The organism is Rhizobium sp. 01N447_2 (genome assembly GCF_056399245.1).
The window spans coordinates 132,057-147,778 of record NZ_JBFTQY010000018.1; the positions used below are offsets into that span (position 1 = coordinate 132,057).

At 59.9% G+C, this 15,722-nt stretch carries 12 protein-coding genes and 1 pseudogene; 11 read left to right on the forward strand and 2 right to left on the reverse strand.

The window, feature by feature from the left end; translation table 11 throughout:
- The first annotated feature begins 202 nt into the window (after nt 1–202).
- Nucleotides 203–3,226, forward strand: coding sequence for an excinuclease ABC subunit UvrB (gene uvrB, locus AC1ECN_RS15415; RefSeq protein ID WP_477953459.1), 3,024 nt, complete (start codon nt 203–205; stop codon nt 3,224–3,226).
- Between the two features lie 245 nt (nt 3,227–3,471).
- On the opposite strand, the gene AC1ECN_RS15420 is transcribed toward uvrB, so the two are convergent.
- Entirely contained in the window at nt 3,472–4,350 is an 879-nt protein-coding gene (locus AC1ECN_RS15420) for a hypothetical protein (RefSeq protein WP_130672748.1), read from the reverse strand.
- A gap of 280 nt (nt 4,351–4,630) precedes the next feature.
- Between AC1ECN_RS15420 and AC1ECN_RS15425 the strand changes: the two genes are divergently transcribed.
- The 5 genes from AC1ECN_RS15425 (at nt 4,631) to dusA (ending at nt 10,912) form a co-directional block, all read left to right on the forward strand.
- Entirely contained in the window at nt 4,631–5,017 is a 387-nt protein-coding gene (locus AC1ECN_RS15425; RefSeq protein WP_130672749.1) for a GNAT family N-acetyltransferase, read from the forward strand.
- Between the two features lie 380 nt (nt 5,018–5,397).
- Nucleotides 5,398–8,184, forward strand: a complete 2,787-nt coding sequence (locus AC1ECN_RS15430; protein WP_130672750.1) for a cadherin domain-containing protein — start codon at nt 5,398–5,400, stop codon at nt 8,182–8,184.
- 313 nt (nt 8,185–8,497) lie between these two features.
- Nucleotides 8,498–8,965: a DUF3828 domain-containing protein gene (locus tag AC1ECN_RS15435; protein ID WP_130672751.1), complete on the forward strand. Its 468-nt coding sequence runs from the start codon at nt 8,498–8,500 to the stop codon at nt 8,963–8,965.
- A gap of 546 nt (nt 8,966–9,511) precedes the next feature.
- Nucleotides 9,512–9,724, forward strand: coding sequence for a cold-shock protein (locus AC1ECN_RS15440; protein WP_003540801.1), 213 nt, complete (start codon nt 9,512–9,514; stop codon nt 9,722–9,724).
- A gap of 186 nt (nt 9,725–9,910) precedes the next feature.
- Complete coding sequence (gene dusA / locus AC1ECN_RS15445) at nt 9,911–10,912, forward strand: tRNA dihydrouridine(20/20a) synthase DusA (RefSeq protein WP_130672752.1); 1,002 nt, start codon at nt 9,911–9,913, stop codon at nt 10,910–10,912.
- Between the two features lie 37 nt (nt 10,913–10,949).
- Here dusA and AC1ECN_RS15450 read toward each other — a convergent pair whose 3' ends face one another.
- On the reverse strand, nt 10,950–11,906 hold the full coding sequence (locus AC1ECN_RS15450; protein ID WP_130672753.1) for a S1C family serine protease: 957 nt from the start codon (nt 11,904–11,906) through the stop codon (nt 10,950–10,952).
- 626 nt (nt 11,907–12,532) lie between these two features.
- Here AC1ECN_RS15450 and AC1ECN_RS15455 point away from each other — a divergent pair.
- From AC1ECN_RS15455 to AC1ECN_RS15475, 5 genes and pseudogenes are all read left to right on the forward strand, one after another.
- A complete protein-coding gene (locus AC1ECN_RS15455) occupies nt 12,533–13,369 on the forward strand; it encodes an alpha/beta fold hydrolase (protein ID WP_018074457.1) in 837 nt (278 codons plus the stop codon).
- Nucleotides 13,370–13,412: 43 nt separating this feature from the next.
- The gene (locus AC1ECN_RS15460; RefSeq protein WP_130672754.1) at nt 13,413–13,694 is read left to right on the forward strand and encodes a hypothetical protein; all 282 of its coding nucleotides are present in this window, start codon (nt 13,413–13,415) and stop codon (nt 13,692–13,694) included.
- A 198-nt stretch (nt 13,695–13,892) separates the two neighbouring features.
- Entirely contained in the window at nt 13,893–14,102 is a 210-nt protein-coding gene (locus AC1ECN_RS15465) for a hypothetical protein (protein ID WP_130673537.1), read from the forward strand.
- 308 nt (nt 14,103–14,410) lie between these two features.
- Nucleotides 14,411–14,887 (forward strand): BA14K family protein, encoded by a 477-nt coding sequence (locus tag AC1ECN_RS15470; protein ID WP_130672755.1) that lies wholly within the window; start codon nt 14,411–14,413, stop codon nt 14,885–14,887.
- 150 nt (nt 14,888–15,037) lie between these two features.
- A pseudogene (locus tag AC1ECN_RS15475) lies at nt 15,038–15,626 on the forward strand (GNAT family N-acetyltransferase).
- Nucleotides 15,627–15,722 lie beyond the last annotated feature (96 nt).

Here is a 15,722-nt window from a genome sequence, read left to right on the forward strand (position 1 = left end):
TTAAGCCCCTCCCACTTGTGGGGGTCCGAAGGACGGGTCGAGACCCGTGGCTCGACCCCGGCATCCGACAGGATGGGTTTGGGGCGGGGTCTTTTAGTATCACGCGACCGGGAGACTATTCAAAAATCCGAACGATTCATTCGTTTCCCTTTTGTACTCTTTCCCTCTTCCCTTTCGCGCTGACTCTCTCCATATTCCCGCCATGGCCAGATCTCCGAAGAAATCCCCCGCCCCGAATGGCTTCGAGGAAGCCCCTCAATCGTCTTTTGAGGGAGCCCCCCTCTCAGGCTCGGTTGCCGACTGGGTGAAGCAGCTGGAAGCCGATGCCGAAACCTCGGGCGTCGAGACCCAGCGCCAGATCGCCTCCAAGGCCGGCAAACATCGCAAGAAAGTGGAAATCGCCGCCAGGACGAAAACCAGCGACGGCGGCGTCAGCGCGTCGAAATCGGCCCGCGGCACCTCGATGGGCGGCTCGACCGATCCGAAGACGCGTGCAGCGGCTGGCCTCAATCCTGTTTCCGGCATGGATACGACGCTGGAGGAAGCCTCGTCGCTGCAGGCGGGCACCGCCGTCACCGCCACGGTCGAGGCGCTGTCGGCGCTGATCGAGAGCGGCAATCCGCTGCACAAGAACGGCAAGATCTGGACGCCGCACCGCCCTGCCCGGCCCGACAAATCCGAGGGCGGCATCGCCATCCGCATGCAGTCGGATTACGAGCCGGCCGGCGACCAGCCCACAGCCATCCGCGATCTCGTCGAGGGGCTGGAGAATGGCGACCGCAGCCAGGTGCTGCTCGGCGTTACCGGCTCCGGCAAGACCTTCACCATGGCCAAGGTGATCGAGGCGACGCAGCGCCCGGCCGTCATCCTGGCGCCGAACAAGACGCTGGCCGCCCAGCTCTATTCCGAATTCAAGAATTTCTTCCCCGACAATGCGGTGGAATATTTCGTTTCCTACTACGATTATTACCAGCCTGAAGCCTATGTGCCGCGCTCCGACACCTATATCGAGAAGGAATCCTCGATCAACGAGCAGATCGACCGCATGCGCCACTCGGCGACGCGCTCGCTGCTCGAACGCGACGACTGCATCATCGTCGCTTCGGTCTCCTGCATCTACGGTATCGGCTCGGTCGAGACCTATACGGCGATGACCTTCCAGATGTCGGTCGGCGACCGGCTCGACCAGCGCCAGCTGCTGGCCGACCTCGTCGCCCAGCAATACAAGCGCCGCGACATGGATTTCACCCGTGGCTCCTTCCGGGTGCGCGGCGACACGATCGAACTCTTTCCCGCTCACTTGGAAGATGCCGCCTGGCGCATCTCGATGTTCGGCGACGAGATCGACGCCATCACCGAGTTCGATCCGCTSACCGGCCAGAAGGTCGGCGACCTGAAATCGGTGAAGATCTACGCCAATTCGCACTATGTCACCCCGCGCCCGACGCTGAACGGCGCCATCAAGTCGATCAAGGAGGAGCTCAGGCTTCGCCTCGCCGAGCTGGAAAAGGCCGGCCGCCTGCTGGAAGCCCAGCGCCTGGAGCAGCGCACCCGCTACGATATAGAGATGCTCGAAGCCACAGGCTCCTGCCAAGGCATCGAGAATTATTCGCGTTATCTCACCGGCCGCGACCCCGGCGATCCGCCGCCGACACTCTTCGAATATATCCCCGACAACGCCCTCGTCTTCATCGACGAAAGCCACGTCACCGTGCCGCAGATCGGCGGCATGTACCGGGGCGACTTCCGGCGCAAGGCGACGCTGGCCGAATACGGCTTCCGCCTGCCCTCCTGCATGGACAACCGGCCGCTGCGCTTCGAGGAATGGGACGCCATGCGCCCCGACACGATAGCAGTTTCGGCCACGCCCGGCGGCTGGGAGATGGAACAATCAGGCGGCGTTTTCGCCGAACAGGTGATCCGCCCGACCGGCCTGATCGACCCGCCGGTCGAGGTCCGCTCGGCCCGCAGCCAGGTCGACGACGTGCTCGGCGAGATCCGCGAAACCGCGGCCAAGGGCTACCGCACCCTCTGCACGGTGCTGACCAAGCGCATGGCCGAGGACCTGACCGAATATCTGCATGAGCAGGGCGTGCGCGTGCGCTACATGCACTCCGACATCGACACGCTGGAGCGCATCGAGATCCTTCGCGATCTTCGCCTCGGCGCCTTCGATGTGCTCGTCGGCATCAACCTTCTGCGCGAAGGCCTCGACATTCCCGAATGCGGCTTCGTCGCTATTCTCGACGCCGACAAGGAAGGCTTCCTGCGCTCCGAGACTTCGCTGATTCAGACGATCGGCCGCGCCGCCCGTAACGTCGACGGCAAGGTCATCCTCTATGCCGACCAGGTTACCGGCTCGATGAAGYGGGCGATGGAAGAAACCGGCCGCCGCCGCGAAAAGCAGATGATCTATAACCAGGAACACGGCATCACCCCGGAATCGGTCAAGGCCAGGATCTCCGACATCCTCGACTCCGTCTACGAACGCGACCACGTCCGCGCCGATATCTCGGGCGTCTCGGGCAAGGGCTTCGCCGATGGCGGCAACCTCGTCGGCAACAACCTGCAGACCCATCTCAACGCGCTCGAAAAGAGCATGCGCGACGCCGCCGCCGACCTCGACTTCGAAAAAGCCGCCCGCCTCCGCGACGAAATCAAACGCCTCAAGGCCGCAGAGCTTGCCGTCATGGACGACCCGATGGCGCGCGAGGAGTCGAAGGCGATGGAAGGCGTCAGACGCAACGCCAAAGCGACCCGCGAATCCCTTCTCCCCGCCGGGGGTTCGGAGGACGGGTCGAGACAAGCGGCTCGACCCCGGTCGGTGCCCGGCAGGGCGGATGAGGGGGCCGCTCCCTCCTACTTCGCCAAACCCTCCATCGACGACATGGGCCCAGGCACCGACACCACCACCCCTCTCTTCCGCAAACCCGCTCTGGATGAGATGGGCCGCGACATCGCCGAGCCCACAAAGAAGACCCTCTTCCGCAAGAACGACCTCGATGAAATGACGGTCGGCCGAACCGAAAAGCCGGTCACTGGCGCGCTGCCGGAAAAGCCTGAGGCCGCCAAGGGCACGAAGCGGTTTTCACCGTTGCTGGAGGGACAGCCGGATGACGTGCGGCCGGTTGTGCGTGGGAAGACGGGGGTTGGGAGCTATGAGGACCCGGGCGAGCAGAAGCGCAAGAGCCGGACGAAGGGGAAGACCGGGCGGCCGGGGCGGTGAGTCTCAAGGAGTAGAACTGATCTCCTGGAATGGTGCTGCCGAGAGAACCACGTCTCGTTCGTGCCAGCGCCGGCGCTGATCCCTGTGACAAGTATGGGAAAGCACACGGGATAGTCCGTGTTGCTGACAGACCCACGCGAAAGTGGCTCGTGACGCCACACCCTTACCACCATTCGACCCACCTGCCATTGATAAGCAACATCCCTGTCCAGCTCCGCAAGCGATCTTTTTGGCTATACGGGCCGCTATATTTCCTTTGGCTTTTCCTTGGCGCTTTCAGCCTCTGCGAGACTTTTTAGCAAGAATGCGTCAGGCCCAACATTAAATCGCGCGGGATTCCCTGGACTGCGCCTTTCAGGTGGCGTTTCGTATATCGTGAAATGCTCATGGATAGGTCGGGTTAGTACGCATTGCGCGACAATCTCCTCCCCGAATTCAAGCAGGCGAGTTAGCGCTAGCTCTAAGTCAGGCAAAATCAACGAAGACTGCCCTTGCTGTCCGTTGACGTCTCGTCTCCAGCCCGGTGAAGCAATAGTCGGCCCGACAACTCGATAATTTTGAAGTATTAGGGAACCGGATTTGCCGGCAGGATGCTCCATAGCATTTCGACGTTTAACTAGCTCTGCAATCCATGTCGCATCGGTCAGAAACATTTGCGTAAGGCGATGCTCAAAGCCATAATTGCGTTCTGCCCAAGCTGCGGCTTTGCTAGCCAAACCTCCTTTGTCCCAAAAAATAGACGAATCTTCATTTAGATTTGCTCGATAAAGTTTGTTGATCGGCGCAACGATATCTCGAAGATACTGCTTCGCCACGGTTAGAAAATTTTCCACCTCGTCCTGCAAATTTATCAGATAAGGAATAGCCATCGCTCCGTTCCCAAAGCTATTCTTTGTTCCGTCGATTGCGGCTCGATCATTTTCTTTCAATCTCTCTAGACAATCATAACAGCGCAATAGTTTTTTATGCAGCTCAAATATTAGAGATGAGGCAGAATCTCTTTCTCTATCACTAATATCCACCCATTTGAGCAACTCTATACTCTGAAGTCCAAGTCGAGCAACAATAGGATTGGACGTCCCATGGCTAGATATTTTTTGCATAATGAATACGGGTTTTCGCATTTTTTGATCCTGCCGCAGGAAAAGCCTCGGTCTCTCGAGTGTACCACTCAAGCCTCGCCAGATCAGAGCTCAACCTCAACCACCTAACTAGCAGCATCCCGATCCAATTCCGCCCACGCTCCGATTGCGGCGGGAGATCAGGAGCGTTCCACCGTTCTCGGTAAGGCGCCGGCAGGCACGGCGAGCCGGAATGGAGAGCCACCGCCTTGCAGGCGGCGAGAGAGCGTGCTGCATAAGAACAAACGCGCTTTCGCCTAAATCCCGAACGAGCCCGCCACCCATGCCAGACCTCCGCATCGACCCCTTCCCCTCCGCTGGCGAATTCAACGCCCTCTGGTCTGCCGCCTGGGGCACCCCCGCCCCGCGCGACTTCTCCCCGATCCTCTCCCGCAGCCTCGCCCATATCGGCGCCTATCAGGACGACCGGCTCGTCGGCTTCGTCAATGTCGCCTGGGATGGCGGCATCCATGCCTTCATCCTCGATACATCGGTTCATCCCGACATGCGAAGGCAAGGGATCGCCACGCGGCTGGTCCGGGAAGCGACGCGGGTTGCGCGGGAGCGGGGTGCAGAGTGGCTGCATGTCGATTTCGAACCGTACCTGACCGGCTTCTACCGCGCCTGCGGCTTCAGACCCACGGAAGCAGGCCTCATCAAGCTCGTGTGACACCTCCCGCGCGGAAAGCCGGACAAGTCGAAGCCAGCACCAACCTACGATAGCGACGGGGATGGTCGCGCGGCGCGGCACCGCCGAAGAACTCACTGAAAACACAATTTTCGCGAGAGCATCGCACTCAAAAATGAAAGGTAATACTATTTAGGAGACCAAAGTATCGCCTTGAGTTCTCAAATTAAAATTCGCTTCCCCAGTATTTCATCCTTAGTTTTTCATTAAAAAAGCAATGAAAAGACACAATTTTGCATTGAAAACTTAATCGAGGATTGGCATAGATCCCCGAGGGGTTGTCGTCCGCTGAGCAATAAAACAGTTCTTTCGGGGATGTCTCATATTGCCGAGTACAAAGCATCTTTTGGGGAAAGATATATATGGCCTTGAATATTCTGGACACGAACGGCGCCACAGTTACCAAGACCGGCGCTGAGTTCGAAGCTTACGATGTTATCCGCTACTCCGCCGCTAATCCTCTCTCCGCCGTCGCCCTCACCGTCTCAGATTCCAGCGTGGCAGACCTCGCCGACGAGTTGGGCTCGGTTTCCGCGAGCGTCAGGGGCTCGAGCGGCCCCAATACGATCACGACGGGCGCGGGCAACGACACCATAGTGAGTGGTGGTGGCGCAGACACGCTGAGCGGCGGCGGCGGTAACGACTTGCTCAATGGTGAAGCAGGCAATGACACGCTGAATGGCGGCGATGGCAATGACGAGATTTACGGCGGCGTCGGCAATGACGTCCTCAAGGGCGGCGCGGGTAATGACACGATTAGCGACGGAGATTATTTTTCCGATGTCGCTGAAACCTTCAATATCGATGCCGGCGATGGCAACGACAAAGTGATTTTGTTCACCGGCTCTTTCGCCAAGATATCGGGAACGATAGACGGCGGGGCCGGCATCGACACGCTGCAAGCCAATGATCTGACAGGCCTGACGATCAAGAACGTCGAGATTCTCCAGCCTGCGACATCCAGCGTGACCGCATCGACGGCACAATTCGAATCCTTCGATAAAATCATCGGTACCGGCTCCGATTCTTCCGTGCAGCTGGTCTTGACAGACGGCGCCCATGTCGATCTTTCCGACGAGTTGGCAGGCAAGCTAAACTACATCTTTGGCGGCCCTAACGTTTCCGGGATCAACGTCACGACCGGGAGCGCTCGCGACCTTCTCACCGGAACTGCCGGCAACGACATCTTCGACGCCGGCGACGGTAACGACTACATCAACGGCAATGGTGGAAATGACCGGTTGATCGGTGGCAAGGGCGACGACGTAATCGTCGATGGTGATGTTTCGAGTCTTTCATCAGAAGTCTTCAACATCGATGCCGGCGATGGAAACGATATCGTAACCCTCCAGACACAGTCTCAGGGGCTTTCCGGCACGATCGATGGCGGTACCGGCATTGATACACTGCGCGTATCCAGGCTAGCCGGGCTGACGATCAAGAATTTCGAAATTCTTGAAACGAATGAGTATGGCTTTACCGGTTCATCCGCGCAGTTAGAAAGCTTTGACAAAATCTCGGGAACGAAGGACGCTTTCGGCTCCTCCATCGCCATATTGAGATTGACGGACAAGGCCCATGTCGATCTTTCCGACGAGCTTGGAAACAGTCGGGCTAGTATATTTGGCACGGTCTCCGGTATTGACGTCAAGACTGGCGCCGGTGACGACATATTTACGGGAACCGACGGCAACGATATTTTCGATGGTAGCGGCGGCAACGACACGATCAACGGCAATGCCGGCAATGACAAATTGACCGGCGGCGATGGCAACGATCAGATCTTCGGCGGCGTTGGAAATGACGTCATCAGAGGCGGCGCGGGCGACGATAAAATCACCGATGGCGATAATATGTCCACCGCCCCTGAGGCCTTCGATATTGATGCCGGCGATGGCGATGATGCCATCAACTTGCAGTCACACTCTTCCGCGCTTTCCGGAGTAATCGATGGCGGCGCCGGCACGGACACGCTGCAGGTCATCAAACCTACTTTAGGCCCTGGGCAGGAATCCATCGGGCTTGCCGGTTTCACGATCAAGAACATCGAAATCCTCGAAACGGCAGGAGCCGAGGTTCTCGCCTCAGCCGCCCAGTTCGAAAGCTTCGACAAGATCGTCATTTACGACAAGCCGGGCTATGAGAACGATGTCCTCGCACTGACTTTGACGGACAGCGCCCATGCCGACCTCTCCGACGAACTGGCAAACCGCCACGTCGACATTTTCGGCACCGCCTTCGGCATCGACGTCAAGACCGGCGGCGGCGACGACTATTTCTACGGAACCGGCGGCAATGACAGGTTCGAAGGCGGCGCCGGCAACGATGTGCTCCTTGGCGGTGCAGGCATCGATACGGCAGTCTTCTCAGGCAATTTCGCCAAATACTCCTTCGCGTTGAGCAATGGCAGCCACATCCTGACGAGCGCCCTGGAGGGCAAGGATACGCTGACCGATGTTGAATTCGCCCGTTTTGCCGACGGCGTCTACGATTTTGCCAAGGGAAAGTTCACGCCCGACAGCATCAACAGCGCCCCCACCAATATCCAGCTTTCGAAAACCTCCCTGTTGGAGAGCACGCCGATCTGGACCACGGTCGGCCTGCTCAGCGCCAAGGACGCCGATGGCGACACGCTGACCTATTCGCTGCTCGACGGAGCCAACGACCACTTCCGGATCAATGGCAACCGCATCGTCACCTCGAAGGCTCTGGACTACGAGACCGCCAAGTCGCACACAATCAAGGTCGCTGTTTCGGATGGCAAGGTGACGGTCGAAAAGAACATCACGATCAACGTCCTCGACGTCAACGAGACGCCGGTCAACAAGGCCCCGACCAACCTCGCCTTCTCGCGCAGCTCGGTCTTCGAGAATATCGCGATCGGCACCTCGGTCGGCCTTCTCACGGCCGTCGATCCTGAAGGCGACACGGTGAAATGGCGGCTGACGGACGATGCTGACGGCATCTTCAAGCTCGTCGGCAACAAGATCCAGACCAAGGCTGCGATCGATTACGAAAGCACCCACAGCCTGACGTTCACTGCCGAAGCCTATGACGCGGCCGGAAACGTCACCAGCCACGATTTCACGCTGGCCGTGAAGGACGTCTTCGAGCCGTCGGTCGCGCTGTCGCATGAGGCATTGATCTAGGCCACGGCTGGATTGCCTGCGACGCAGAGTTGCTCGGAACAAGGCGCCGCCACGAATCTCTTCTCCCCAGCCGGGAGAAGGTGGCGGCAGCCGGATGAGGGGGTGAGCGGCAAAGCCGCGAATGCCCTGAGCATAAGCGAAGAGCAATAGATCAACAATCAGGGTGTGCCGTGCGGCCCCCTCATCCGCCCCTTCGGGCCACCTTCTCCCCACTGGGGAGAAGAGGGAGTTCGGGCCAAGCCCCTCCAAAAATGCCGCTCCACCTCCGCGCCCGATTCCGCTATGATTCACCGCYCATCCGAGGAGAGTCCGCATGCGCCTGCCCACAGTCATCCTCGCCCTCGCCGCGTTGACGCTCGCAGCCTTGCCCGCATCGGCGGCGACCTACAAGACGCCGAAGGCGCTGCTCAAGGCGCTCTACAGCTACGACACCGACAACAGCGACGCCGAGGCGCCCTCGCCCTATTCGACGTTTTTCTCCGACCACCTGAACAAGCTGCTCCAGACCGATCTCGACAACACGCCGGAAGGCGATGTCGGCGCGATCGACTTCGATCCCGTCATCGCAGACCAGGACGGGGCGGCGAGCGACGTCAGGATCGGTCAACCAATCCTGTTGGATGACAAGGCCGAGGTGGAGGTGCAGTTCGAAAATGGCGAAGAAGTGACGCTCTTCTATACCCTGGTGCGCGAACACGGCGGCTGGAAGGTCGACGACATCGCCAACCAGAAGGGGGAYAATCCCTGGAGCTTGAGCGGGCTGTTGGGGGATGCGCAGTAGGTGGGCGGCCCAGCCACCCGCCCTCCTGGTTCGAGACGACCCTGCGTTAGTCACTGCAATCGATTTCACTGGATCGATTGCTCCACTCCTCACCCTTACCATGAAGACTGATCGGCGTGCCCGCCGCCCCGACCGCGCCACGAAATCCCTGCCCGGCTATCGAATACCCGCATCATCCCGTTTCGGCACGGAATCCCGATATGGCACAGGCGTGCAAGAATCCGTTAACCCATCGTCAAGTATCTGAATCTTCGGCATTTCCCGGTATCGATGCGGGCATGCCACAATAATCCCGCTTGCTTTTTGCCCGAAATGCTGGCACGAATTGACTTACTCGGGCATTTGCATGCCGGTGACTGGACTGATGTGGTAATCCCTTCCGTTTGGAAGGCGGCGCGGGAATACCCGCCTACGTAGACGTTCTTTCCCCGTACGTGACTTCTCCGACTGACCCTTCGTCCCAATCGATCGGGGCGAAAGCTAAAGCCGTCCGCTTCCTCTCGGGGGCGCGGATACTACACAGACTAAGGGAAAAGGACGATCCCAATGGCCACCAAGGGCACCGTAAAATTCTTCAACCAGGACAAGGGTTTTGGTTTCATCACGCCGGACGGCGGCGCAAAGGACGTTTTCGTCCATATCTCTGCGCTGCAGGCTTCTGGCATTCAGTCGCTGCGCGAAGGCCAGCAGGTTACCTTCGACACCGAGCCGGACCGCATGGGCAAGGGCCCGAAGGCTGTCAACATCTCGGCTTCGTAAGTCAGACTTCCGCTCACGCGGCATGAACGGCGCTCCGCAAGGGGTGCTGTTTCTGTTTGTGCGCGCCACTGGTTTGTCGATCGCATCGGCAAGTGTTATATGCGCGTTTTATGGATGATCCCGCCCCATGCGGCTGCGACGGCGCCGTGAGACGGTACCGCGGGAACAAGGAACAATGGAACGTCGATGACTGAGAAGAGGCCGATTTTCGCGGTGGCCCCGATGATCGACTGGACGGATCGGCATTGCCGCTATTTCCACCGGCAGATCAGCCACGAGGCGCTGCTCTATACCGAGATGGTGGTGGCCGATGCGATCATCCACGGCCCACGCGACCGGCTGCTCGGTCATGACGCCGCCGAGCATCCGCTGGCGCTGCAGCTCGGCGGATCGGACCCGGCAAAGCTTGCCGAGGCGGTGAAAATCGCCGAACCCTACCTCTATGACGAGATCAACCTCAATGTCGGCTGCCCCTCCGACCGCGTGCAGTCTGGCACCTTCGGCGCCTGCCTGATGCTGACGCCGGAAACGGTGGCCGAATGCATCGCGGCGATGAAGAGGGTTGCAACCGTGCCGGTGACGGTGAAATGCCGGATCGGCGTCGACGAGCAGGAGCCGGAACAGGCGCTGCCCGAGCTGATCAGCCGCGTTCTCGATGCCGGCGCCGACGCGATCTGGATCCATGCCCGCAAGGCCTGGCTGAAGGGCCTGAGCCCCAAGGAAAATCGCGAGATACCGCCGCTCGACTATGAGATCGTCTATCGGATGAAACAACGCTGGCCCGATGTCTTCATCGGCATCAATGGCGGTATCCGTACGATCGACGAAGCCGCAGCCCACCTCGCCCATGTCGATGGCGTCATGCTCGGCCGCGCCGCCTATCAGAATGCGGCGATCCTAGCCGACATCGACCAACGCTTCTTTGGTGCGCCTGCGGCCGAACCGGATTGGGAGGCCCTGCGTGACCGGATGATGGCCTATGCCGAACGCCACATCGCCAGCGGCGGCCGGCTACAGCACGTGGCCCGCCACATGGTCGGTCTCTTCACCGGCTTGCCCGGCGCAAGGCGCTACCGCCAGATCCTCTCCACCGATGCCGCGAAAACCGGCGCCGGGCCGGAGGTGCTGGCGGCAGCCTTTGCGGCGGTGGATTTTTCGGAAACAGAGCAGGAGGCGGTCAGCGCCTGACGTAGGTGACGTCTCGTCATGGCGCCGAAGTGCGGCGTCAGGACCGCGCCATCGGCAACAAGATCTTCTTCTCGATCCGGCCCGCCACCGAAAACACCAGGATCTCCGTATCCCTGCCGATCCTGCTGCCATCCATCAATCGGACGATATCGTCGACGCCTCCGACAGGACTGCCGTCGATGGCGAGGATATAATCGCCCTCTTGCAGCCCTGCCTTCGCCGCCGGCCCCTCCGGCTCGACGCGGCGGATGCGAACGGAGGTCGTTTGTACCGTGCCAGCGGTGAGTGCCACCCGGCGCGGCAGCACGATCGTATCGCCTGCTATGCCGATGAAGGCACGTCTGACCTGGCCATAGCGGAGAATTTCCGAAACCACGAAATTGGCCGTATTCGACGCCACGGCAAAGGCGATGCTCTGCGCGCCCTGGATGACGGCCGTGTTGACGCCGATGACCTCTCCGCCTGACGACACCAACGGCCCGCCCGAGTTGCCGGGATTGAGCGCCGCATCGGTCTGGATGACATCTTCCATCAGCCGGCCGCTTGCCGCCCGCATCGAACGGCCGAGCGCCGAGACGATACCGGCGGTAACCGTCCATTCGAAGCCGAGCGGGTTTCCGATCGCGATTGCGATATGGCCCCTGCGCAGGCGCTGGGAATCTCCGAGCTTCGCCCAGGCGCCGGTGCTTGTATTGGCGCGAATGACAGCGATATCGGTATCCACATCGCGGCCGAGCACCCGGCCCTCGGTAACGAAGCCGTCAGGTGTGGTGATGCGAACGACCTTGGCGTCGTCGACGACATGATTGTTGGTGATGATCAGGCCGTCAGGCGAGACGGCGAAGCCAGAACCATGCCCCTGCCGGCCTCCCACCCTCTCGATCCGGCTGACTGCGGGCCCGACGATGTCGACTGCTGCTGCGATCGATTGCGAATAGGCATCGATCAGCGCCCCGTCATTCTGAGGCGCTATGTCCTTATCCATATAACCCATGATTTGATCCTCAGGCGGCAAGAACGGCCGTCCCGCCGCCGGCGAAGCGGTCGCGATTGCGACCGTTCGCCATTGTGCTGTTGTGTGAGGATTAGATGGTTGGGCATAAACCGCCGTTCAAGTGAGCCCCGGCGGCGGTCTGCAATGCGCGCAACGCAGAGTACCAACACACCTACCCGGACAGATATATTGAACTACCCGGACAGATATCTTGAACGAACGGCAAAAAATTGGCTCATTGCAGACATTCGGCCGTCAAACCAGCTGCCTTCGCTACGCCATGACGAACCTGCCTGAGGTGACCAACAGGCCGATATACCGGGGATCAAAAGAATGTTCGCAGCACGAAGCAGCCAGGCGAGGATGGCCAAATCTCCCGTCCCGTCATGCGAGATGGACGGGTGCTGCGCGCCCATCTCGCGGAGACACGCAAACTCCTGTCATATCAATAGAATAGAAAGAGCCATTCAATAAGGACATCAGCATATTCAGAGCCGACTTATCCCTCAGGCGCGACCTCTTGCCCTAAGCCTCCGGCGCAACGGCGCTCGTGGCCTTGCCAATTCTGCCGGCAACGGCGCAAACTTCCGACCGCATGAATCCAATCTAAACAACGGAGCCAAAAGATGAGCACAGTCACAACCAAAGACGGCGTCGAGATCTTCTACAAGGATTGGGGGCCGAAGACTGCCCAGCCGATCATGTTCCATCACGGCTGGCCGCTATGCTCCGACGACTGGGACGCCCAGATGCTGTTCTTCCTTGAGAAGGGCTACCGCGTCGTCGCCCATGATCGGCGCGGCCACGGCCGCTCCACGCAAGTGGGTGACGGTCATGATATGGACCATTACGCCGCCGATGCCGCAGCCGTCGTCGAGCATCTCGATCTCAGGAACACCGTCCATGTCGGCCACTCCACAGGCGGCGGCGAAGCGACCCATTATGTCGCCCGCCATGGCCAGCCGCAGGGCCGTGTCGCCAAACTCGTCATCATCGGCGCCGTGCCGCCGATCATGGTGAAGACGGAAGCCAATCCCGGTGGCCTGCCGATCGAAGTCTTCGATGGCCTGCGCAAGCAGCTCGCCGACAATCGCGCACAGTTCTATCACGACCTGCCGGCCGGTCCGTTCTACAGCTTCAACCGGCCGGGCGCGAAGGTCCTGGAACCGGTCATCAACAATTGGTGGCGCCAAGGCATGATCGGCGGCGCCAAGGCGCATTACGACGGCATCAAGGCCTTTTCGGAAACCGACTTCACCGAAGACCTGAAGATCATCACCGTGCCGACCTTCGTCATGCACGGCGATGACGACCAGATCGTGCCGATCGCCGACTCCGCCCTGCTCTCGGCCAAGCTGCTGCAGAACGCCACGCTGAAGGTCTACGAGAAATTCCCGCATGGCATGTGCACCACCCATGCCGACATCATAAATCCCGACATCCTCGCCTTCATCAAGGGCTGAGCCGCAATGTTGCCGGGCGCCGACGAGGCGCCCGGTTGCTGGTATGGCTGCCATTCCATACGCCGGCTCGCCGAAGCACGTCGATCGATTGACAGCCAGTTATGCATTTTCCCATGAAACCGTTTTCGCAGATTTGCGTTTAGCGGCCATGAAAAGAGAACGTGAACCCTCATCAAAGGCTTACCGGCAGGATCGTTTCGAAAACACCGAGCGAGCCGCCAAGGAAACCATCGAGGCGGAGCAGCGGGCCCGCCGGGAAAAAACCAAGCGGCTGAAAGAGCTGCGCCTGTCGCAGCAAGGCGCCAAGGACCCCGCAATCAAGTAGCACGTGCACGCTATCCATCAGGCCGATACACGGATCGGTCTCATATCCATGCTCTGAAGCCCTCGCCCGCATCTTCCCGTGCGTGCCCCCGAATTGTTTTTGAATTTCGGACCTTCGCCCGTCTTGCAGAGCAAACACCGCGAAATTATCTTTTTTTTTACGAAAGCGATTCACGGCATCCAAAAAGGGCAGATTGCGATGTCAGACAAGCTGTTCAGCACGCGTGACGAACCGCTCGCCTCCGAGGATCTCGATGTGTGCAGGCGTGTCCACGAAGCTCTCTGTAGCGAGCTAAAGATCGACAGATCAAGCAAGGAGGCCGACCGTCTGGGCGCCCTCATCATCGAGCTTTACCGCCAGGGTGTGCATGACGAAAGCCAACTCCGATTGCTGGCCGGCGGAAGGTGAGCTCTGATAGAGCGCGAACCAGATCCGGATCAACCCTCGAAAATATCCGGCGTATTATTCTGAGGCTTCACGACAGCGCCCGATCGGCCACATCTTGTCAGCGCGGATGGAAACGGCTTCATGCGATCACTGGGATCGCGCTCTTGAAGCGCTTTAGGACCGGTCGGTTCCTACCGTCCAGCAGCGGTGTGCAGCGCTATTATGTTAGCGAAGGCGCACATAGGCAGCCTCATTCCATCCCAAAATGAAACCTATTCCCTTCCCCTGCGTTATCCCCTCGATAGATCCGTTTACCTAAGGTGAGTGAAATGAACAGATTCGCCATTATTGCCCTGTCGATAGCGACGGCCTTCTCCGGAATGCCGGCCTCGGCGGGTCCGGCGTTCGTGCCGAGCCCGGTGCAATCGGCGCAGCCGGCGCCTCAAAGCACCGATGCCCGCATCATGACCGTTGGCTGCAATAACTTCACCAACTGCCCGGGTCAGTTCGGCAATAATCGCAGGTGGTATCGCAACCGCCACCACTATCGCGACCGGGACTACTACCGCGACGACCGCTATGGCTGGGATCGGCGCTACGATCGCCGGTATCGCCACCACGACAACACCGGCGCCATCATCGGCGGCCTGGCCGCCGGCGCGCTCATCGGCAGCATTATCGCTTCTCAGCCGCGCACGCGTGCCTATAGTTCGCATGCCGACTATTGCTACAGCCGCTATCGGTCCTACCGCGCCTATGACAATACCTACCAGCCGAATTACGGCCCGCGCCGCCAGTGCCAGTAATCCGGCCCATCCATCGGAGCAAGCCTCGCATGAAGATGCGGGGCTTTTTTGATGGCCGAAAGCCCGTTGCACGGCTTCCAATCGCCGATTGGTCGTGCTTGTCTGCGCGGCCAAGATTGGTCGGTTAGGCGACACGAAACTGGGTGCGACATGACATCTGGAGATCCAGCAAAGCCTGCCGGCCGTGTCGTCCTGCTGCCGCCGGATCTGGCAAACCTCGGGCTTCGAAGCGGCGCTCGCTGCCGGCTGGTCTCCCGATCCGCGCCGCGCGGGCGATGAAGCCTATGTTCACAGTGAGCTTCAGTGGCTCCGCCAGGACAGATCAAGGCTTCTCGACGATCTCATTCCTGATGGCAGACGGCGCGCCGGATCCGGATCACCGCCTCTGACCACCCGTCTGTTCTGGATCTGGGACGGTGAATTCTGCGGCAGCATCAGCCTGCGCTTTCAAGCTGGCACCGAAGAGCTGCCCCAGGAAGTCTCGGGCCATGTGGGATATTCCGTCGTGCCGTGGAAACAGCGCAATGGCCACGCGACGGCGGCCCTGAGGCTTTTGCTGGGTGTCGCGGCGAAGGAAGGCCTCGACCGGCTCGTCATCCTCTGCAACGAGGACAATGACGCCTCGCGGCGCGTGATCGAGCGCAATGGCGGCGAATTGTTCATGCGCGGCCCGCATCCCTCCGACAGGCCCGATCAGATCAAACTGTATTTCTGGCTGAAGCCCAGAGCCGCCGGCTGACGCGAAATGCGCGGCGCATTTCAGACGGACGGAGCACAAGCCTTGCCTGCCTTTGCTCCGTCCGTCCCGTCAGCCTGGGGCGGGCTGAGTGCTGGT

What these genes read in the sequence shown, in the direction of transcription:
- AC1ECN_RS15420 (WP_130672748.1), bottom strand. Translation starts at nt 4,350, where the DNA reads ATGCGAAAACCCGTATTCATTATGCAAAAAATATCTAGCCATGGGACG.
- AC1ECN_RS15425 (WP_130672749.1), top strand. Translation starts at nt 4,631, where the DNA reads ATGCCAGACCTCCGCATCGACCCCTTCCCCTCCGCTGGCGAATTCAAC.
- AC1ECN_RS15430 (WP_130672750.1), top strand. Translation starts at nt 5,398, where the DNA reads ATGGCCTTGAATATTCTGGACACGAACGGCGCCACAGTTACCAAGACC.
- AC1ECN_RS15440 (WP_003540801.1), top strand. Translation starts at nt 9,512, where the DNA reads ATGGCCACCAAGGGCACCGTAAAATTCTTCAACCAGGACAAGGGTTTT.
- dusA (WP_130672752.1), top strand. Translation starts at nt 9,911, where the DNA reads ATGACTGAGAAGAGGCCGATTTTCGCGGTGGCCCCGATGATCGACTGG.
- AC1ECN_RS15450 (WP_130672753.1), bottom strand. Translation starts at nt 11,906, where the DNA reads ATGGGTTATATGGATAAGGACATAGCGCCTCAGAATGACGGGGCGCTG.
- AC1ECN_RS15455 (WP_018074457.1), top strand. Translation starts at nt 12,533, where the DNA reads ATGAGCACAGTCACAACCAAAGACGGCGTCGAGATCTTCTACAAGGAT.
- AC1ECN_RS15460 (WP_130672754.1), top strand. Translation starts at nt 13,413, where the DNA reads ATGGCTGCCATTCCATACGCCGGCTCGCCGAAGCACGTCGATCGATTG.
- AC1ECN_RS15465 (WP_130673537.1), top strand. Translation starts at nt 13,893, where the DNA reads ATGTCAGACAAGCTGTTCAGCACGCGTGACGAACCGCTCGCCTCCGAG.
- AC1ECN_RS15470 (WP_130672755.1), top strand. Translation starts at nt 14,411, where the DNA reads ATGAACAGATTCGCCATTATTGCCCTGTCGATAGCGACGGCCTTCTCC.